This window comes from Microbacterium wangchenii, assembly GCF_004564355.1.
GTDB lineage: Bacteria > Actinomycetota > Actinomycetes > Actinomycetales > Microbacteriaceae > Microbacterium > Microbacterium wangchenii.
Genome location: NZ_CP038266.1, coordinates 2,532,858 through 2,551,784, shown reverse-complemented (window position 1 = coordinate 2,551,784; position 18,927 = coordinate 2,532,858). Strand labels below are relative to the sequence as shown.

Sequence of the window (18,927 nt, the reverse complement as noted above, 5' to 3'; positions counted from 1 at the left end):
CCGTGATCATCCTGGGTGCGACGCCGATCGGCAATCTCGGCGATGCGTCCCGGCGCCTCATCGAGGCGCTGTCCTCCGTCGAGGTGATCGCCGCGGAGGACACCCGCACGACCCAGCGGCTGCTCGCCGCCCTCGGAGTGGAGAACCGGCCGCGCCTGATCGCGCTGCACGACCACAACGAGAAGGAGCGCGCCGACGACCTCGTCGCCCTCGCGCGCGACCGCGACGTGCTCGTCCTCAGCGACGCCGGCATGCCGACCGTGAGCGACCCCGGGTACGGCCTGGTGTCGGCGGCGGCCCGTGCCGGGGTCACCGTGACCGCCCTCCCCGGCCCGAGCGCCGTGCTGATGGCCCTCGCCGTGTCGGGCCTTCCCACCGACCGATTCGCCTTCGAAGGCTTCCCGCCGCGCAAACCCGGCGAGCGGCGCGCCGCACTGGCCGCGCTCGCCTCCGAGCCGCGCACGCTGGTGTTCTTCGAGGCGCCCTCGCGCCTGGCCGCCACGCTCGACGACCTCGCGGCCGCGTTCGGCGCGGATCGCCCCGCCGCGGTGTGCCGCGAGCTGACGAAGCTGCACGAAGAGGTCGTCCGCGGGCCCCTCGGCGAGCTCGCCGAATGGGCACGGGGCGGCGTGCGCGGCGAGATCGCACTCGTGGTCGGCGGCGCCGCGCCGAGGGAGACGTCGTTCCCCGACGCCGTCGCGCAGGTGCTCGAGCTCAAGAGCGCCGGCGCGCGGCTGAAGGATGCCGCATCCGAAGTCGCCGCCCACACCGGCCACTCCTCCCGCGAGCTGTACCAGGCCGCGCTGACCTCCCGCACGTAGCGCCGGCGTCACACGGCCGATCGCGCGCACCGGCCCCCGTAGAATCCTCAGGTGAGCACCGGCCGATCCTTCTACATCACGACGCCGATCTACTACCCGAGCGACGTGCCCCACATCGGCCACGGATACACGACCGTGGCCGTGGACACCCTCGCGCGCTGGCACCGGCAGAGCGGCGACGACACGTGGATGCTCACCGGCACCGACGAGCACGGCCAGAAGATGCTGCGCGCGGCCGCCGCGAACGGCGTGACGCCGCAGCAGTGGGTCGACAAGCTCGTGAGCGAGTCGTGGTTCCCGCTGCTGGAGACCCTCGACGTCGCCAACGACGACTTCATCCGCACCACCCAGGAGCGCCACGAGCGCAACGTGCAGGTGTTCTTCCAGACGCTCTACGACGCCGGGTACATCTACGCCGGGGAGTACGAGGCGCTGTACTGCGTCGGTTGCGAGGAGTTCAAGCCGGAGTCGGAGATCGTCGACGGCACGGGAGCCTTCGAGGGCCTGAAGGTCTGCGTGATCCACTCCAAGCCGCTGGAGCTGCTGCAGGAGAAGAACTACTTCTTCAAGCTCAGCGAGTTCCAGGACAAGCTGCTCGAGCTGTACAAGAACGAGCCCGACTTCCTGCGCCCGGACTCGGCGCGCAACGAAGTGATCTCCTTCGTCAAGAACGGCCTGAAGGACCTCTCGATCTCGCGCTCGACGTTCGACTGGGGCATCCGGGTGCCGTGGGACGATTCGCACGTCATCTACGTGTGGGTCGACGCGCTGCTGAACTACGCCACCGCGGTGGGCTACGGCACCGATCCGGAGCAGTTCGCCCGGCGCTGGCCGGCGTACCACGTCGTGGGCAAGGACATCCTGCGCTTCCACGCCGTGATCTGGCCCGCGATGCTGATGGCGGCGGGCCTGGAGGTGCCGCGCGGCGTCTTCGCGCACGGCTGGCTGCTCGTGGGGGGCGAGAAGATGTCGAAGTCCAAGCTCACCGGCATCGCGCCCACCGAGATCACCGACGTGTTCGGCTCCGACGCCTACCGGTTCTACTTCCTCTCGGCCATCGCGTTCGGGCAGGACGGATCGTTCTCGTGGGAGGACCTCTCCGCCCGCTACCAGGCCGAGCTCGCCAACGGCTTCGGCAACCTCGCCTCGCGCACCGTGGCGATGATCGAGCGGTACTACGAGGGCATCGTCCCGCCGCCGGGGGAGTACACCGAGGCCGACCGCCGCATCCAGGCCGTCGTGGCCGATGCCGCGGCCGCCGCGGACGCGGCGATGGAGCGGTTCCGCATCGACGAGGCCATCCACGCCATCTGGACGATCGTGACGGAGCTGAACGGCTACATCACCGAGAACGAGCCGTGGGCCCTCGCGAAGGACGACGCACAGCGCACGCGCCTGGGTACGGTGCTCTACACCGCGGCGGAGGGCCTGCGCGCCCTCGCGGTGCTGCTGTCGCCGGTGATGCCGGAGGCGACGGAGAAGCTGTGGATCGCCCTCGGCGCGGCCGAGACGCTTGGACGTCTCCAGGACCAGCCGCTGCGCGAGGCCGGCGGATGGGGCGTCCTGCGCCCGGGCACGTCGGTCAACGGCCTGGCGCCGCTGTTCCCGCGCGTCGAGCAGACCGCCTGACCCCGCCGATGTCCGCGTCCCGCCCGCCTCTGCCCGCCGACCCCTCGCAGTACGTCCGCCAGCGCGAGAAGGGGACGCGCGAGGTGAGCTACCCCGAGCCCCCCGACGCACTCCCGGTCGCGGTGTACGACAACCACGCGCACCTCGAGATCGAAGACGGCGAGGCCGGGCTCTCCCTGGACGAACAGCTCGAGCGCGCCGTCGCCGTCGGCGTGCACGGGGTCGTGCAGGCAGGGGGCGATGTGGCGTCGTCGCGGTGGTCGGCGTGGGCCGCCGCATCCCACCCCCGTGTGCTCGCCGCCGTCGCGATCCACCCGAACGAGGCGCCGGCATATGCGGAGGCGGGGGAGCTGGACGCGGCGATCGCCGTCATCGACGAGCTGGCCGCGCAGCCGCGCGTCCGGGCGATCGGCGAGACGGGGCTGGACTTCTTCCGCACCGACGAGGCGGGGCTCCCGGCGCAGTTCCGCTCGTTCGAGGCGCACATCGCGCTGGCGAAGAAGCACGGGATCGCGATGCAGATCCACGATCGCGACGCCCACGACGCGGTGCTGGAGACGCTGGAGCGCGTGGGTGCGCCGGAGCGCACGGTGTTCCACTGCTTCTCCGGCGACGAGGCGATGGCGCGCATCGCCGCCGAGCGCGGGTACTACCTCTCCTTCGCCGGCAACGTGACGTTCAAGAATGCACAGAACCTGCGTGACGCCCTCGCGGTGACGCCGCGCGATCGCATCCTGGTGGAGACGGATGCTCCGTTCCTCACGCCCACGCCGCTGCGCGGGCGCCCCAACGCCCCGTACCTGATCCCGGTCACGGTGCGCTTCATGGCAGCCGAGATGGGCGTCGACCTCGACGAGTTCTGCGCGCAGCTGGCCGCGACCACCACCGCGGTCTACGGCTCGTTCGACTGATCCGGGCTCCCTCCGTCCGCGAGACTGCACGCCACCGGCGAGACCGCGGCATTATGTCGCGGTCTCGCCGGTGGGCTGCAGTCTCGCGGACCGGGGGCGGGGTCAGGCGAGGATGCGGGTGACCGCTTCGACCGCGGCGGCGCGCCTCGTGTCGGTGTCGGCGTGCGCGTCGGCCGCCAGGAGGCCGATCGGCGCGAGCTGCCAGGCCTGCGCGACGGCGTAGATGATGACGAGGAGATTCACCGCGCCGATGGCCGTCGGCGCCTGCGGCTGCACGGACTCGACCTTCGCGAGGTAGGTCTCGAGCGGCTCTGAGGCGGCGTCAGGCCTCTCGAGCTGAGCCCAGAGGCAGATGCGCAGCACCTCGGGGCGACGCTGATGGAAATCGAAGAGGTCGCCCACCCACCCCGGCAGATCGGACGGCTGAGGGGGCACCTCCTCCGCCATCCGCACGATCGCGTCCGACAGCGCCGCGTCGAAGAGCCCGCTCTTGTTGCCGAAGTACGCGTAGATCATGCGCACATTGCTCTCGGCTTCCTTCGCGATGCGCTCGACCCTGCCGCCCGAGTAGCCATGGGCTGCGAACTCCGCCACCGCGGCCGAGAGGATCCGCGCGCGAGTCGCGCTCGCGTCCCGCTGCCCCATGACCACTCCTTCCTTCCGTGCCGCCGCTTGCCGCGACCCCATCCCGCGTCTAGTGTATAAGTAAAGCGATACTTACTTAGGAGCAGGATGGAACCTCGAATCGAACGGGCCCTGGCGATCACCCCGGCTTCAGGCGCTCGCGAGCGCACGATCGACATCACCACGACCGGCGCGCGCACCGGCAGGCCGCGGCGCATCGAGGTGTGGTTCTACCGGGTCGGCGGGCGCATCTACCTCTCCACCACGCCGGCGCGCCGCAGCTGGTACGCGAACATCGTGGCGAACCCCGCCTTCGTGTTCCATCTCAAGAACGGGGTGCGGGCTGATCTGCCGGCAGTGGGCACTCCGGTGCTCGATCCCGCCCGACGGGAGGCCGTGTTCACCGCGATCATCGCCGACCTCAACCAGCCCTGGAACCCGGCCGGCATCCCGCAGCCGGTCGCATCGCTCGACGAATGGATGCAAGGGAGTCCGCTCGTCAGCGTGGAGTTCCCGGAAGGCGACTCCGAATGACCGAGAACCTCCCTCGAATCGCCGTCGTCACCGGGGGCAACCGGGGCCTCGGCCGAGCAACCGCCCGCGCCCTCGCTCAGCGGGGGCTCGCCGTGGTCCTCACCTACCGGGGCGATGCCGACGAGGCATCCGGCGCCGTGGAGGACATCCGCGCCGAGAGCGGCGAGGCCATCGCTGCGCGTCTCGACCTGGCGGATGTCGCTTCCTTCGCCGATTTCACGGCCTCGCTGCGGCGCGATATCGACGAACGGTGGGGGCGTTCCGGCATCGACGTGCTGGTGAACAACGCCGGGATCGGGCTGTTCGGCCGACTCGAAGACGCCACCGTGGCGGATTTCGACGCCGTCATCGGAACGAACCTGCGCGGCACGTTCTTCCTCATCCAGGCACTGGCACCCCACATCGGCGAGGGCGGTCGCATCATCAACGTATCCACCTCCCTCACCCGCCACGTCAGCCCCGGAACCTCGCTCTACGCGGCGTCGAAGACGGCGGTGGAGGCTCTCACCCGGAGCCTGGCCGTGGAGCTCGGACCCCGCGGCATCCGCATCAACAGCATCGCCCCCGGCCCGACGGCCACCGACTTCAACGGCGGCGCCATGCGGGACGACCCCGAACTGCGCAGCAGCCTGGCGGCCCACACCGCGCTCGGTCGCGTGGGCCGGCCCGATGAGATCGCCGATGCCATCGCGGCCCTCGCCGCCAGCGAGCTGCGCTGGATGACGGCCGAACGCATCGAGGTCTCCGGCGGGACCCTGCTCTAGCATCCGGCCGTCCCGGCCCGCCGGCGTCCTCTCCGCGACACTGCACGCCACCGGCGAGACCGCGGCATTATGTCGCGGTCTCGCCGGTGCGCTGCAGTCTCGCGGACCAGGGGTGGGGCCGGCTCGCGGCTCAGCCCTTCGCGGGCTTGGGCTTCTGCACGAACAGGGTCTCGGTCTGCTCGAGTTCCATGCCCTTGGTCTCGGGGATCTTCCACCACACGTACAGGAACGACAGCGCCGCGAAGAAGGCGTACATGCCGTAGGTGAGCGGCAGCGACCAGCCCGACATCGGCGGGAACGACACGGTGATCGCGAAGTTCGCCAGCCACTGCGCGGCGGCGGCCACGCCCAGCGCCTTGCCGCGGATGCGGCTGGGGAAGATCTCGCCCAGCAGCACCCACACGAGCGGGCCCCAGGAGGCGCCGAATCCGACGACGAACAGGTTCGCCGCCACCAGCGCGATGGGCCCCCACGCGCCCGGCAGGGAGACGTCCTCGCCCGACCCCTCTGCGAACGAGAAGGCCAGGGCCATCGTGCCCAGCGACAGGGTCATGATGACCGAGCCGGTCATCAGGATCGGCTTGCGTCCCACGCGGTCGACGAGCCAGATCGCGATGAGGGTCACCAGCACGTTCGTCACCGACGTGATGACGCTCACCAGCAGCGCGTTGCTCTCGTCGAACCCGACCGCCTTCCACAGCGTCGTGGAGTAGTAGAAGATCACGTTGATCCCGACGAACTGCTGGAACACCGAGAGGATGATGCCGATCCACACGATCGGCTGCAGGCCCAGCGACTTGCCGCGCAGACTCACGCCCGAATTGGCGCGGTCGGACTCGATCGCATGCGTGAGCTCGTTCATCGTCTTGTCGAGGTCGGCCGGTGGCACCAGGCGGGAGAAGATCTCCTTCGCCTCGTCGAAGCGGCCCTTCGCGATGAGATAGCGCGGTGACTCCGGCACCAGGAACGCCAGGATGCCGTACACCGCCGCCGGCACGACGCCGACGAGGAACATCCATCGCCACGCCTCCATGCCCAGCCACAACTGCTGCGATGCGCCGCCGGCGGCGTTCGCCAACAGGGCGTCGGAGAGGAGCGCCGCGAAGATGCCGAGCGTGATCGCCAGCTGCTGCAGCGACGCGAGGCTGCCGCGGATCTGCCGCGGCGCGATCTCGGCGATGTAGGCGGGCGCGACGACCGAGGCGATGCCGATGCCCAGGCCACCGATGACGCGCCACACGATGAGATCGGGGACGCTGAAAGTCAGTCCCGACCCGACGGAGGAGACCAGGAACAGCACCGCGCCGAGCATCATGACCTTCAGCCGCCCGAAGCGATCGGACAGTGCGCCGGCGAGGATCGCGCCCGCCACACAGCCCAGCAGCGCGACGGCGACGACGAGCCCGGTGAGGAAGTCGGAAAGCCCGAAGTTGCCCTCGATGGAGTCCACGGCGCCGTTGATGACCGAGGAGTCGAATCCGAACAGGAACCCGCCCACGGCGGCGGCCACGGACAGTCCCACCGCGCGGCGCCCGAAGGGGCTGCGCATCGAGAAGGCGTCTGCCGGGATGGTGCCGGTTTTGCTCATGGGGGCCACCGTATACCTCGCGCCCTCGTCGCGGATGAGGCCTTGCATCGGCGGCTGGCTACAGTGAAGGGATGCCCATCTCCCTCCTCGGCGCGACCGAGATCCGCCGCCTCGCCGCGGACCTGGACGTCGTTCCCACCAAGAAGCTGGGCCAGAACTTCGTCGTCGACGCCAACACCGTCCGCAAGATCGTGCAGGTGGCCGCCCTCACGCCGCAGGATCGGGTCGTGGAGATCGGCCCGGGCCTCGGATCGCTGACCCTCGCGGTGCTCGAGCAGGGTGCGGAGGTCGTGGCCGTGGAGATCGACTCCCGTCTCGCCGAGCGCCTGCCGGCCACGGCACGCGAGCACGGCGTGACCGACGGGGCGCTCACCGTCGTGTGCGCCGACGCCCTGCGCATCACCGAGCTCCCCGGCGAACCGGACGTGCTCGTGGCCAATCTGCCGTACAACGTCTCGGTGCCGGTGCTGCTGCACTTCCTGGAGACGTTCCCGGCTCTCACGCGGGGGGTCGTCATGGTGCAGGCCGAGGTGGGGGAGCGCCTGGCCGCCCCGCCCGGATCGAAGGTGTACGGCTCGCCCAGCGCCAAGGCGGCCTGGTACGGACCGTGGCGGCTGGCCGGAACGGTGTCGCGTCACGTCTTCTGGCCGGTGCCGAACGTCGACTCGGTGCTGGTGGCCTTCTCCCGCGACGCCCGGCCGCGCGGCACCGAGGAGGAGCGTCGCCGCACCTTCGCGATCGTGGATGCGGCGTTCCAGCAGCGCCGCAAGATGCTGCGGCAGGCCCTCGCCGCGGTGCTGGGGGGCTCGTCGGCGGCCGCATCCGCGGTGCTGGAGAGCGCCGGGGTGGCGCCGACGGCGCGCGGGGAGGAGCTGTCGATCGACGACTTCCTCCGCGTCGCGCGCGCGATGGCGGCCAGCGGCGCTTCCTGACGCGTTCACGGCGCGTTCCCCGCCCGTTACCGGCCCGCTCCCGAAACATGCCGGTAACATTTGACGCGGAACGCAAGAGCCGAACACCAGATCGCCGCACCCGCCGGCGCGAAGGGGAGTCATGCGGTACGCCGAGTACCCGAAAGCCGAACGCATCCTGCTCCATCTCAGTGACACGCACGTGCGTGCCCTCGGATCACGTCTGTACGACGCGATCGACAGCGAGGCCTCCCTCGCCCGGGCGCTCACGGCGATCGAAGCCTCCGGGGTCCGCCCCGACGCGCTGGTGTTCACCGGCGACCTGGCCGATCACGGCGAGGGCGAGGCGTACGCGCGGGTGCGGGAGCTGGTCGAACCGCTCGCCGCACGCCTGGGCGCGAAGGTCATCTGGGTGATGGGCAACCACGATGACCGCACGGCCTTCCGGGCGCAGCTGATGCCGGGCGACGAATCGGACCCGACCGCCCCCGTGGACCGTGTGGACGAGGTGGACGGACTGCGGATCGTCACGCTGGACACCACGGTGCCCGGCTCCCACCACGGGGAGGTCTCCGACGCGCAACTGCGGTGGCTGGCCGACGTGCTCGCCACCCCCGCCCCGCACGGCACGATCCTGGCGCTGCACCATCCTCCGGTGCCCAGCGTGCTGGACCTCGCCGCGACCGTGGAGCTGCGCGACCAGGCGCGGCTGGCACGCGTGCTGCGGGGCACCGACGTGCGCGCCATCATCGGCGGCCACCTGCACTACTCCACGTTCGCCACCTTCGCCGGCATCCCCGTGTCGGTCGCGTCGGCCACGTGCTACACGCAGGATCTGACCGTGCCGGTGGGCGGCACGCGTCCGCACGACGCGGCACAGGGGTTCAACCTCATCCACGTGTACGACCACACGATCGTGCACTCGGTCGTGCCGCTGGTGGATGCGCCGCCGCTGCAGTACGTCGACGCCGCCGCCTCCGCGGTGCGCCTGCGCGAGGCGGGCATCGAAGTGCCCACCTCCTCGGCCGACCTCAGCCGGACAGCGCCGCCGACCGCTCCGCTGCCGGTCCTGCGCTGACGTCGGGGTGCTCCCACGGCGCGCGCACCGGGAAGGCCCGCTCCAGGCACGAGCGCAGGGCGCGCACCCGCATCTCCTCCGGGATCTCGGGCACGCTGCCGTCGTTGAGGCAGAACATGTCGGTGTCGCGTCGCGTGACGAGCCGCTCCATGGTGCGCAGGGAGTCCAGCTGCGTGGTCTGCACGTACTGCACGCGCGGCTCGCGCGTGACCACGGCCCGCCCCGTCAGCAGCGCGTAGTAGTGGTACAGGCTGTTGGTGACGGAGATGTCGGTGGCGGCGCGGAAGCGGTTGGCCGCGGTGCGGGCATAGTCCGCGGCGAACTCGCGCTCCAGCTCAGCGGCGACCGAGCGCCGCATCGGTACGGCGCAGTGCTCCAGGTCGTGCGTGATCACACGCCCGAAACGCTCCTGCAGCAGCGCACGGTTCACCCGCAGGCCGTTGTCGTGCCCTGATCGCCCCGGATGCGGCGCGCCCGTGCCGATGCGCACGCCGCTCTCCACGAAACGGCTGACGCCCCCGGCGCTGAAGAACAGCTCCGGGGTCACGGGGCGGCCGAAGAACATGTCGTCGTTGCTGTAGAGGAAGTGCTCTGCCAGCCCCTCGATGCGGTGCAGCTGCGCCTCGACGGCGTGGGAGTTGTGCGTGGGCAGCACGGCGGTGTCGGCGAAGAACTCCTCGCTGCGCACGAGGGTCACGTTCGGGTGCTCGGCGAGCCAGGCAGGCCGCGGGGAGTCGGTCGCGATGAAGATCCGTCGCACCCACGGCGCGTACATGTGGACGCTGCGCAGTGCGTAGCGCAGTTCGTCGATCTGGCGGAACCGGGCGGGCGAGTCGTCGCCGTCGCCCACGACGTAGCCGTCCATCTGGGCGGCGCGCTGACGCTGGAACTCCGTCGACGATCCGTCCACCCACGAGAAGACCATGTCGATGTCGACGCGGACCTCGTCGGGGTGCGGGTCGAACATGCCGGCCAGCGTCCGCCACGAGCGGCCGTAGCGCTCGGTGCGCACGAAAGCGACGTCTTCGCGCGGCGTCACGCGCCGGGTGAGGACGGTGGGGCGGGGCGCCTCCACGAGGGTGTCGCCGAACCGCCAGAACTCCAGCCGCGGAGCAAGCGAGGAGCCGTAACGGTAGGCGCCGTTGGTGCTCGTGCGCGGCCGGAACACCGCGTACGAGGCGAGGGCGTCGGCTTCCACGACCACTCCGTGCATCGGCACCGGGTCGGCCCCGCGGCCCTTGAGGTAGAAGGGCTCGCCGGGGCGCGCGGATCGCAGCGCCGCCAGTGCCGCCGGAGCCGTGCGGGCGTCCGCGACGAGCTTGGGGCGCCGGTTGCTGTCGCGGACCAGGAGCACGTCGATCCCGGCCGCCTCCAGGGCGTCGGCGACGTCGAGGAGGTCCTGCGACAGCGCCTCGGCGGGGGATACCTCGTCGGTGACGAGGTGGAGCACGCCGTCGAGGAGGCGAACGTCCTCGCGGGCGAGCAGAGCCCGCCACGGATCGATTTCAGTGGGGAGGGGAACGAATCGACGCACTGGGCTCTCCTTCCGAGAACATTCAGGGGCGGGCTCCTCCGCGGACGCGGAGTGGGCCCACGGTAGATCAGTCCCGTTACGACCGGGTTTCACCGAGGGGTCGTTCGTTCCGGGGGTGCGCGCTAGGGTCGGAGGGTGACCGACCGACCGCGCTTCCGCCCGGACGTCTCCGACCTCCATCGCCCCTACGCCGCTGCCGGGGATCGCTATGCGACGACCGACTACCGACAGGTGGGTACGTCTGGAGTGTACCTCCCGCCGGTGTCCCTCGGATTGTGGTGGAACTTCGGCGACAACATCCCCTTCGACCGCCAGCGCGAGCTGCTGCGGCACGCCTTCGATCGGGGGGTCACGCACTTCGATCTGGCGAACAATTACGGCCCGCCCTACGGCTCCGCCGAGACGAACTTCGGCCGGGCGATGCGCGAAGATCTGCACCCGTACCGCGACGAGCTGATCGTGTCGTCCAAGGCCGGGTGGGACATGTGGCCGGGCCCGTACGGCGACCTCGGATCGCGCAAGTACATCCTCGCCAGCGCCGAGCAGTCGCTGCGCCGCATGGGCCTGGACTACGTCGACATCTTCTACTCGCACCGTCCAGACCCCGTCACCCCCATCGAGGAGACGATCGGGGCACTGGACACGCTCGTGCGCCAGGGGAAGGCCCGGTACGTCGGGATCTCCCAGTACGACGAGAAGCAGACCGCCGTGGCGGCGGCGGTGGCTCGGTCGCTCGGGACGCCGCTGATCATCCATCAGCCGTCGTACTCGATCGTGAACCGCTGGGTCGAGGACGGACTGACCGGCGTCCTCGCGCAGGAGGGGATGGGGGCGATCGCCTTCACCCCCCTTGCCCAGGGGGTCCTCACCGACAAGTACCTCGGCGACGGCCGTGCCCAGCGCGCCCAGCGCCGCTCCTCCCTCCCGGACGCGCCCCTCCCGCACGCGGCGGTCTCGGCGCTGCGCGGGCTCAACCTGATCGCCAAGGAGCGCGGTCAGACGCTCGCGCAGATGTCGATCCAGTGGGTGCTGCGGGAGCCGACCGTGGCCTCCGCGCTGATCGGCGCCTCCCGCGTCGAGCAGCTGGACGACAACCTCGCCGCCGTGAACGGGCCGGCATTCGACACCGAAGAGCTGGAGCGCATCGACGCGCTGGCCGACACGATCGATCTCGATCGCTGGGCGGAATCGGCCCGGTGAGCCTGGCCACCCCCAGCGACGCCGTCCACGTCCGCGCGCCCGGGAAGATCAACGTCTTCCTCGAAGTCGGCGACGTCCAGGACGACGGATACCACGAGGTCGCCACGGCCTACCAGGCCGTGTCGATCTACGAGGAGCTGTGGGCCAGCCCCGCCGACGGCATCACCGTCGCGGTCTCCGGCGCCATCGACCTGGACGAGGTTCCCACCGACGACCGCAATCTCGCCGTCCGCGCGGCGCGCCTCCTCGCGCACGCCACCGGAGTGCGGGAGGGTGTGCACCTGGAGATCCGCAAGTCGGTGCCGGTGGCCGGCGGCATGGGCGGCGGATCGGCGGATGCGGCGGCCGCCCTGGTCGCATGCGACGCGCTGTGGGAGACCGGGCTCTCCACCGCCGAGCTGCTGCGCCTGGCCGCGCGCCTGGGCGCCGACGTGCCCTTCGCCCTGCTGGGCGGCACCGCGGTGGGAACCGGACGCGGCGACGAGGTGAGCTCCGCCCTGGCCAGGGGTCGCTTCGACTGGGTGCTGGTTCCGAGTGACGAGGGGATGTCCACCCCGGTGGTGTACCGGGAGCTGGACGCGCATCGCGAGCGCCACCTCGCCGACATCGGGCGGGCGCCGCGCCGCCCGGCGGTGGACCCCGGCGTGCTGCACGCGCTGCGCCAGGGAGATGCGGGCATGCTGGCCGCCTCGTTGCGCAACGACCTGCAGGCGCCTGCGCTGCACCTGCGCCCCGACCTGGCCGCCGTGCTGGAGACGGGGGAGCGCAGCGGAGCGCTGGCGGGCATCGTGTCCGGCTCCGGCCCCACCCTGGCTTTCCTGGCACCCGACGAGGCCGCCGCGCTGGATCTGCGCGTGAGCCTGTCGGGGGCCGGCCTGCACGCGATGCACGTGCACGGTCCGGTGCCAGGGGCGCGCCTCATCTGAGCGGCGGGAATTTACCGTGCCCGCGCGGCGCTGACAACACGAGAGTGCGTCACGCGCCACGTCGGAGACCTCGGGTAGCGTGACGCCCATCCCACCGCCGGCGACGGCGCCCTGTGCAGGAGGAAGACATGAAAGCAGTGCTCGACGGCACGGTGATCGCCGAAGCCGACCGGCAGGACCTCATCTCGATCGAGGGCAATTGGTACTTCCCGCCGGACAGCGTCCGCGCCGGCGTCCTCTCCGACAGCCCCACCCCGTACACGTGTCCGTGGAAGGGCGCCTGCCAGTACTACACCGTGGCGGCGGGGGATCGTGAACTCACCGACCGGGCATGGGCCTACCCCGACCCCTACCCGACCGCGATCGAACGCGTCGGCAAAGACTTCTCCGGCTATGTCGCCTTCTGGAAGGAGGTCGAGGTCGTCGAATGACGCCTCGCCTCTCATGATCGAGTTCTCGCACGTGTCGAAGGTCTTCCCCGACGGCACGCACGCCGTGGAGGACTTCAGTCTCGTTCTCCCCTCGCGCCGCACCACGGTGCTGGTCGGCTCGTCGGGATGCGGCAAGACGACCCTGCTGCGCATGATCAACCGCATGGTCGACCCGACCTCGGGCACCGTCTCGATCGACGAGGAGGACGTCGCCGGACGCGAGCCGGTGCGCCTGCGGCGCCAGATCGGCTACGTCATGCAGAACTCCGGCCTCCTGCCCCACTTCACCGTGGCGGAGAACATCGCGACCGTGCCGGTGCTGGAGGGCGTGAAGCGAGCCGAGGCCCGCGCCCGGGCGCTGGAGCTGATGGACACCGTCGGACTGGACCGCGCCATGGCCGACCGGTATCCCGGCCAGCTCTCCGGCGGACAGCAGCAGCGCGTGGGCGTTGCCCGCGGGCTCGCCGCCGATCCGAACATCCTGCTCATGGACGAGCCTTTCGGGGCGGTGGATCCCATCGTCCGCGCCGAGTTGCAGCAGGAGCTGCTGCGCCTGCAGCGGGAGATCGGCAAGACGATCGTGTTCGTCACGCACGACGTGGATGAGGCCTTCCTCCTCGGCGACCAGGTGGTGCTGCTGGAGAAGGGCGCCCGCATCGCGCAGCAGGGGACGCCGGAGGAGATCCTCGCCGACCCGACAGCCGGATTCGTCGCCGACTTCATCGGCGCCGAGCGGGGGAAGCGGGCCCTGCGGCTGCAGCGCACCCCGACCGGCACGATCGTCGTCGACGGCGACGGCCGCACGCAGGGGTCGCTCGTGGAGGAGTCGCCGGGGTGACCTGGGTCTGGAACAACCTCGACCTGATCGGCGAGCTGACCCTGGTGCACCTGCGGCAGAGCGTCGTCGCGATCGCGGCCGGGTTCATCCTGTCGGTGCCCCTCGGCTGGCTCGCCTTCCGCTTCCGCCTGCTGCGCGGCGGGATCATCAGCATCACGGGCCTGCTGTACACGATCCCCTCGCTCGCGCTGCTCATCCTCCTGCCCGCGCTGTTCGGATACCGCGCGACCAGCGAGCTGAACCTGCTGGTGGCGCTGACGATCTACGCCGTGGCGATCCTGGTGCGCTCGGTGGCCGACGGTCTCGACTCCGTCGACGCCGCGGTGCGCGCATCCGCCACCGCCGTCGGATTCGGAGCGTTCCGGCGGTTCTGGGGCGTGGAGTTCCCCTTGGCGGGGCCGGTCGTGCTGGCCGGCCTCCGTGTCGCGGCGGTGTCCACGATCTCCCTGGCCACAGTCGGCGCGCTGGTGGGGGTCACCAACCTCGGCTACCTCTTCACCAACGGCCTGGGGCGGCGCATCCTCAGCGAAGTGTTCGCCGGGATCGTCGCCGTCGTCGTGGTCGCCCTCGTCGTCGACGTCCTGCTGGTGCTGGCGGGCCGTCTGCTCATGCCGTGGTCGCGGCGCACCGCCACGACCCGCCCCGCCCCGTCCGCGGTCGCTGCTCGGAGGACGGCATGAATCTCTTCCTCGACGCGCTCGCGTGGATCTTCTCGCCCGATCGCCTCACCGGCAGCTACTCGCTCCCGACCCTGTTCGGACAGCAGCTGGGGTACACCGCGGTGTCGGTGCTCCTCGCCGCGGTCATCGCCGTGCCCGCGGGGTGGGCGATCGGTCACACCGGCAAGGGCCGCGAGATCGCTCTCGCGGTGTCGGGGGCGGCTCGCGCGGTGCCCTCCTTCGGGCTCCTCATCCTCCTGGTGCTGCTGCTGGGTGTCGTCCACCGCGTTGAGGCGGCCGTGATCACGTTCGTGCTGCTGGCCGTGCCGCCGCTGCTGGCCGGAGCCTTCACGGGTTTCGAGGCCATCGACCGCCGCGTCATCGACGCGGCGCGGGCGGTGGGGATGACCGAGTGGCAGATCCTGTGGCGGGTCGAGGTGCCGTTGGGCCTGCCGCTGCTCGTGGGCGGACTGCGCTCGGCGGTGCTGCAGGTGGTGGCCACCGTCACGATCGCCGCCTACGTGAACCTCGGCGGCCTGGGCTATCCGATCATCCAGGGCATCCCGCTCCAGCGGTTCGACCAGGTGCTCGGGGCGGCGCTGCTCGTGGCCCTCCTGGCGCTCGCGCTCGATCTGGCACTCGGACTGCTGCAGCGCGCCGTCGTCCCGGCCGGACAGCGTACCGTCACAGCCCGCTCCGTGGTGGGCGGTTCCCCTGCGCGGCCGGTTCCGGCATCCTGAAAAACCCCCACAGAGAGAGAAACACCATGTCCACAGCGAAGCACTCGCGCCTCGGCGCCCTCCTCGCCGCCGGCACCGTCAGCACCCTCCTCCTGGCGGGATGCGCATCGAGCAACCCGCTCGAAGACGACAATCCCGCCGGTGGGGAGAGCAGCCGCGAGAACGACGACACCACCATCGTCGTCGGTTCGCAGGAGTACTACTCCAACGAGATCATCGCGGAGATCTACGCGCAGGCCCTCGAAGACGCCGGATTCGACGTCGAACGCCAATTCAACATCGGCCAGCGCGACGCGTACATGCCGGCCATCGAGGACGGCGACATCACCGTGTTCCCGGAGTACACCGGCAACCTGCTGGAGTACTTCGACCCTTCGGCGACGGCGACCGCGCCGGATGAGGTGTACGCCGCACTGCAGGAGGCCCTGCCCGAGGGGCTCACGGTCCTCGAGTACGCCCCGGCGAGCGATCAGGACACCTACACCGTCACGACCGAGTTCGCGGAACAGTACGGCCTGACGACCATCGCCGACCTGGCGGAGGTGGACGTCCCCCTCACGATCGGCGCGGCACCGGAGTTCGAGGAGCGTCCGTACGGACCGGCAGGGGCGAAGGAGGTCTACGGCGTGGACGTGGCCTTCTCCGCGACCGGCCCCACCACGCTCGAGGACCTGCTGGCTGGCACGGTCAACATCGCTGACATCTACACCGCCGACCCCGCGTTCGAGACCGAGGAGATCGTCGCGCTGGAGGACCCGGAGAACCTGATCCTCGCCTCCAACGTCGTGCCGCTCGTGCAGGCCGATGTCTCCGACGAGATCGCCGACGTGCTCAACGCCGTCAGCGCCGCTCTGACCCCCGAGGCACTCGTGGCGCTCAACGTGCAGAGCACCGTCGACCAGGAGTCCTCCGAAGACATCGCCGAGGCGTGGCTGGAGGAGAACGGCCTGAACTGACCCGTCGGGGCGGGCCGGCGACGGCCCGCCCCGCACTCACCGCACGCGCCGGTCGGGGTACACGTCGCGGATGTGCGCGAGGAAGTGCCGGCCGATGCTCTCGGCCTCGACCAGCCCGCGGTGCGCGGAGGGCGGCACGGCGAAGTACTCGTAGACGTCGCCGCTGGTGAACTCGATCTCCAGGACGGCGGTCGCAGGGTCGTATCCGACCGACGCGATCGCGCCGGATCGCACGCGGGTTCGCCTCATGGAGGCCACGCTACGCCCGCCCGCCTAGGCTGGGAGGGACATGGCGCATCTTCTCGGGGCCGAAGCCCTGCACCTGGAATACCCCACCACCGTCGTCTTCGACTCCGTCTCACTCGGCGTGAACGAAGGCGACCGCATCGGGATCGTGGGTCGCAACGGCGACGGCAAATCCAGCCTGCTGGCGATGCTGGCCGGGCGCGCGCAACCCGACTCCGGCCGTGTGACGGTACGGGGCGGGGTGCGCATCGGCGTGCTGGATCAGGCCGACGTCCTCGACGACGACGACACCGTGGGACACGCGGTCGTCGGCGACCTCGCCGATCACGAGTGGGCGGGCGACCCCCGCGTGCGCGATGTCATCGCGGGCCTGCTGACCGACCTGGCGTGGGATGCGCCCCTGGGCACCCTCTCGGGCGGCCAGCGCCGGCGCGTCGCGCTGGCGCGTCTGCTCGTCGGCGACTGGGACGTGCTGTTCCTGGACGAGCCGACGAACCACCTCGACGTCGAGGGCATCACGTGGCTCGCCGAGCACCTCAAGCGGCGCTGGCCGGCGGGGTCGGGAGGCCTCCTGGTCGTCACGCACGACCGGTGGTTCCTCGATGAGGTCTGCACCGTCACGTGGGAGGTGCACGACCGCATCGTCGAGGCCTTCGAAGGCGGATATGCCGCCTACATCCTGCAGCGGGTCGAACGCGACCGCCAGGCCGCCTCCATCGAGGCGCGTCGCCAGAACCTCGCCCGCAAGGAGCTCGCGTGGCTGCGCCGCGGCGCTCCGGCGCGGACGGCGAAGCCGAAGTTCCGCATCGACGCGGCCAACGCGCTCATCGCGGACGTGCCGGAGATCCGCGACCCCGTCGCGCTGCAGTCCCTCGCCGTCTCGCGCCTGGGCAAGGACGTCGTCGACCTGCTCGATGTCTCGGTCGCGTACGACGACCGAGAGGTGCTGCGCGGGGTCGAGTGGCGCATCGCGCCGGGGGAGCGCACCGGCATCCTCGGCGTCAACGGCGCGGGAAAATCCACCCTCCTGGGGCTCATCGACGGCACGGTGCATCCGACGGCCGGGCGGGTCAAGCGCGGCAAGACCGTGCGCGTGGCGACCCTCACGCAGCGCCTGGACGAGCTGGAGGATCACCTCGACGATCCCGTGCGGGTCGTTGTCGCGGGCCTGCGCACCAGCTACACGTTCGGCGCCGGGTCCAAGGCGCAGGAGCTCACGCCCGGACAGCTGCTGGAGCGCCTCGGATTCTCCAGCGCGCAGCTGTCCACCCCGGTCCGAGATCTCTCCGGAGGCCAGAAGCGCCGCCTGCAGCTGCTCATGATCCTCCTGGACCAGCCGAACGTGCTGATCCTGGACGAGCCGACCAACGACCTCGACACCGACATGCTCGCCGCGATGGAGGACCTCCTGGACTCGTGGCCGGGCACGCTTCTCGTGGTCTCGCACGACCGGTACTTCCTGGAGCGGGTGACCGATCAGCAGTACGCGATCTTCGATGGGCACCTCCGTCACCTGCCCGGCGGCGTGGAGGAGTACCTGCGGCTGCGCCGGACGCAGCCCGATACCGCCGCGCGATCGGCCGCCGGCCCCGTCGCGGCCGCCCCTGGACTCTCCGGCGCCGACCTGCGTGCCGCGCAGAAGGAGGTCGCCGCCCTCGAGCGGCGCATCGGCAAGCTGGAGAAGGACATCGGCTCCGCCCGCATGGCGCTGGCCGAGCACGATCAGGCCGACTACGCGGGCCTGGCCGCCGAGATGCAGCGCATCGCGGCGATGGAGGCGGAGCGCGACGATCTCGAGACCCGCTGGTACGAGCTGGGCGAAGCGCTCGGCTGATCCCCCCCCAGAACGGGCGGCCTCGGGCGTGGCCGGGGCGGGGTCGGGTCAGGCGTCGAAGCCGAGGCTGAGCTTGCGCAGCAGGTTGGCCAGGCGCTCGCGGTCGCTGCGGGAGAGGCTGTCGAGCAGGATCGCCTCGGCATCCACGAGGCGCGTGATCGCGGCATCCACGCGGGTTCGTCCGTCCGGGGTCAGGGTCACCAGGACGCTGCGGCCATCGGCGGGGTCGGCCTCGCGGCGCACGAGGCGGCGGCCGACCAGGCGGTCGATGCGGTTGGTCATCGTGCCGCTGGAGACGAGGGTCTGCTGCAGGAGCTGCTTGGGGCTCAGCTGGAATGGCTCGCCTGCGCGCCGCAGGGCCGAGAGCACGTCCCACTCCCACGGTTCGAGCTCGCTGCGGCGGAAGGCCTCCTTGCGGGCGCGGTCGAGGTGGCGGGAGAGCCGGTCGACGCGGGAGAGGACCTCCAGCGGAGAGAAGTCCAGGTCGGGTCGCTGCCGGATCCACGCATCGACGATGCGGTCGACCTCGTCGCTCTCCTGGCTCACCGTCCCATTATGGCCAGCACCGGGCCGATCTCCCGGCGCGGGGGATGGCAGACTGGAAGGCGCCCTCGCATCACGCGGCGGCGGTCCGCTGTGGTGTAACGGCAGCACGACAGCCTTTGGAGCTGTGAGGTTCAGGTTCGAATCCTGGCGGCGGAGC

20 protein-coding genes and 1 tRNA gene are annotated in these 18,927 nt (G+C 70.8%); 16 read left to right on the top strand and 5 right to left on the bottom strand.

All coding sequences use genetic code 11. The annotated features are described in order from the left end of the window. The first annotated feature begins 2 nt into the window (after positions 1 to 2). From rsmI to E4K62_RS12310, 3 genes are read left to right on the top strand one after another with little or no spacing between them, the layout of a single operon-like run. Positions 3 to 821, top strand: coding sequence for a 16S rRNA (cytidine(1402)-2'-O)-methyltransferase (gene rsmI / locus E4K62_RS12320; RefSeq protein ID WP_135067846.1), 819 nt, complete (start codon positions 3 to 5; stop codon positions 819 to 821). 51 nt (positions 822 to 872) lie between these two features. Then, positions 873 to 2,450, top strand: a complete 1,578-nt coding sequence (gene metG, locus E4K62_RS12315; RefSeq protein WP_135067844.1) for a methionine--tRNA ligase — start codon at positions 873 to 875, stop codon at positions 2,448 to 2,450. Positions 2,451 to 2,458: 8 nt separating this feature from the next. Then, a complete protein-coding gene (locus E4K62_RS12310; protein WP_135067842.1) occupies positions 2,459 to 3,361 on the top strand; it encodes a TatD family hydrolase in 903 nt (300 codons plus the stop codon). Between the two features lie 102 nt (positions 3,362 to 3,463). Here E4K62_RS12310 and E4K62_RS12305 read toward each other — a convergent pair whose 3' ends face one another. Then, positions 3,464 to 4,006, bottom strand: coding sequence for a TetR/AcrR family transcriptional regulator (locus E4K62_RS12305; RefSeq protein WP_135067840.1), 543 nt, complete (start codon positions 4,004 to 4,006; stop codon positions 3,464 to 3,466). 87 nt (positions 4,007 to 4,093) lie between these two features. Between E4K62_RS12305 and E4K62_RS12300 the strand changes: the two genes are divergently transcribed. Beyond that, entirely contained in the window at positions 4,094 to 4,519 is a 426-nt protein-coding gene (locus tag E4K62_RS12300) for a nitroreductase/quinone reductase family protein (protein ID WP_135067838.1), read from the top strand. Further along, positions 4,516 to 5,283, top strand: a complete 768-nt coding sequence (locus E4K62_RS12295) for an SDR family NAD(P)-dependent oxidoreductase (RefSeq protein WP_135067836.1) — start codon at positions 4,516 to 4,518, stop codon at positions 5,281 to 5,283. The genes E4K62_RS12300 and E4K62_RS12295 overlap by 4 nt, the downstream gene beginning before the upstream one ends. Before the next feature lie 130 nt (positions 5,284 to 5,413). On the opposite strand, the gene E4K62_RS12290 is transcribed toward E4K62_RS12295, so the two are convergent. Then, positions 5,414 to 6,871, bottom strand: coding sequence for a sugar porter family MFS transporter (locus tag E4K62_RS12290; protein WP_135067834.1), 1,458 nt, complete (start codon positions 6,869 to 6,871; stop codon positions 5,414 to 5,416). A 71-nt stretch (positions 6,872 to 6,942) separates the two neighbouring features. On the opposite strand from E4K62_RS12290, the gene rsmA reads away from it, so the two are divergent. Both rsmA and E4K62_RS12280 read left to right on the top strand, forming a co-directional pair. After that, on the top strand, positions 6,943 to 7,803 hold the full coding sequence (rsmA, locus tag E4K62_RS12285; protein ID WP_135067832.1) for a 16S rRNA (adenine(1518)-N(6)/adenine(1519)-N(6))-dimethyltransferase RsmA: 861 nt from the start codon (positions 6,943 to 6,945) through the stop codon (positions 7,801 to 7,803). Positions 7,804 to 7,924: 121 nt separating this feature from the next. Continuing rightward, the gene (locus tag E4K62_RS12280) at positions 7,925 to 8,860 is read left to right on the top strand and encodes a phosphodiesterase (protein ID WP_135067830.1); all 936 of its coding nucleotides are present in this window, start codon (positions 7,925 to 7,927) and stop codon (positions 8,858 to 8,860) included. On the opposite strand, the gene E4K62_RS12275 is transcribed toward E4K62_RS12280, so the two are convergent. Next, positions 8,814 to 10,394 carry a stealth conserved region 3 domain-containing protein gene (locus E4K62_RS12275; RefSeq protein WP_240742684.1) on the bottom strand — a complete coding sequence of 527 codons (1,581 nt, stop codon included), beginning with the start codon at positions 10,392 to 10,394 and terminating at the stop codon, positions 8,814 to 8,816. The genes E4K62_RS12280 and E4K62_RS12275 overlap by 47 nt on opposite strands. A gap of 135 nt (positions 10,395 to 10,529) precedes the next feature. Between E4K62_RS12275 and E4K62_RS12270 the strand changes: the two genes are divergently transcribed. The 7 genes from E4K62_RS12270 (at position 10,530) to E4K62_RS12240 (ending at position 16,144) form a co-directional block, all read left to right on the top strand. Continuing rightward, positions 10,530 to 11,594 carry an aldo/keto reductase gene (locus E4K62_RS12270; protein ID WP_135067826.1) on the top strand — a complete coding sequence of 355 codons (1,065 nt, stop codon included), beginning with the start codon at positions 10,530 to 10,532 and terminating at the stop codon, positions 11,592 to 11,594. Then, complete coding sequence (locus E4K62_RS12265) at positions 11,591 to 12,520, top strand: 4-(cytidine 5'-diphospho)-2-C-methyl-D-erythritol kinase (RefSeq protein WP_167747783.1); 930 nt, start codon at positions 11,591 to 11,593, stop codon at positions 12,518 to 12,520. The genes E4K62_RS12270 and E4K62_RS12265 overlap by 4 nt, the downstream gene beginning before the upstream one ends. A 128-nt stretch (positions 12,521 to 12,648) precedes the next feature. Next, a complete protein-coding gene (locus E4K62_RS12260; RefSeq protein WP_135067824.1) occupies positions 12,649 to 12,951 on the top strand; it encodes a DUF427 domain-containing protein in 303 nt (100 codons plus the stop codon). A 13-nt stretch (positions 12,952 to 12,964) separates the two neighbouring features. Next, positions 12,965 to 13,789: an ABC transporter ATP-binding protein gene (locus E4K62_RS12255; RefSeq protein ID WP_135067822.1), complete on the top strand. Its 825-nt coding sequence runs from the start codon at positions 12,965 to 12,967 to the stop codon at positions 13,787 to 13,789. Next, positions 13,786 to 14,469, top strand: coding sequence for an ABC transporter permease (locus tag E4K62_RS12250; protein WP_135067820.1), 684 nt, complete (start codon positions 13,786 to 13,788; stop codon positions 14,467 to 14,469). The genes E4K62_RS12255 and E4K62_RS12250 overlap by 4 nt, the downstream gene beginning before the upstream one ends. Next, complete coding sequence (locus tag E4K62_RS12245) at positions 14,466 to 15,188, top strand: ABC transporter permease (RefSeq protein ID WP_135067818.1); 723 nt, start codon at positions 14,466 to 14,468, stop codon at positions 15,186 to 15,188. The genes E4K62_RS12250 and E4K62_RS12245 overlap by 4 nt, the downstream gene beginning before the upstream one ends. Positions 15,189 to 15,214: 26 nt before the next feature. Further along, positions 15,215 to 16,144, top strand: a complete 930-nt coding sequence (locus E4K62_RS12240; RefSeq protein ID WP_135067816.1) for an ABC transporter substrate-binding protein — start codon at positions 15,215 to 15,217, stop codon at positions 16,142 to 16,144. Between the two features lie 36 nt (positions 16,145 to 16,180). Here E4K62_RS12240 and E4K62_RS12235 read toward each other — a convergent pair whose 3' ends face one another. Further along, on the bottom strand, positions 16,181 to 16,393 hold the full coding sequence (locus E4K62_RS12235; RefSeq protein ID WP_135067814.1) for a KTSC domain-containing protein: 213 nt from the start codon (positions 16,391 to 16,393) through the stop codon (positions 16,181 to 16,183). A gap of 40 nt (positions 16,394 to 16,433) precedes the next feature. Between E4K62_RS12235 and E4K62_RS12230 the strand changes: the two genes are divergently transcribed. Next, complete coding sequence (locus E4K62_RS12230) at positions 16,434 to 18,224, top strand: ABC-F family ATP-binding cassette domain-containing protein (protein WP_135067812.1); 1,791 nt, start codon at positions 16,434 to 16,436, stop codon at positions 18,222 to 18,224. 48 nt (positions 18,225 to 18,272) lie between these two features. On the opposite strand, the gene E4K62_RS12225 is transcribed toward E4K62_RS12230, so the two are convergent. Beyond that, on the bottom strand, positions 18,273 to 18,770 hold the full coding sequence (locus E4K62_RS12225; RefSeq protein ID WP_135067810.1) for a MarR family winged helix-turn-helix transcriptional regulator: 498 nt from the start codon (positions 18,768 to 18,770) through the stop codon (positions 18,273 to 18,275). 84 nt (positions 18,771 to 18,854) lie between these two features. On the opposite strand from E4K62_RS12225, the gene E4K62_RS12220 reads away from it, so the two are divergent. Beyond that, a tRNA-Gln gene (locus E4K62_RS12220) sits at positions 18,855 to 18,926 on the top strand. Position 18,927: the final 1 nt, after the last annotated feature.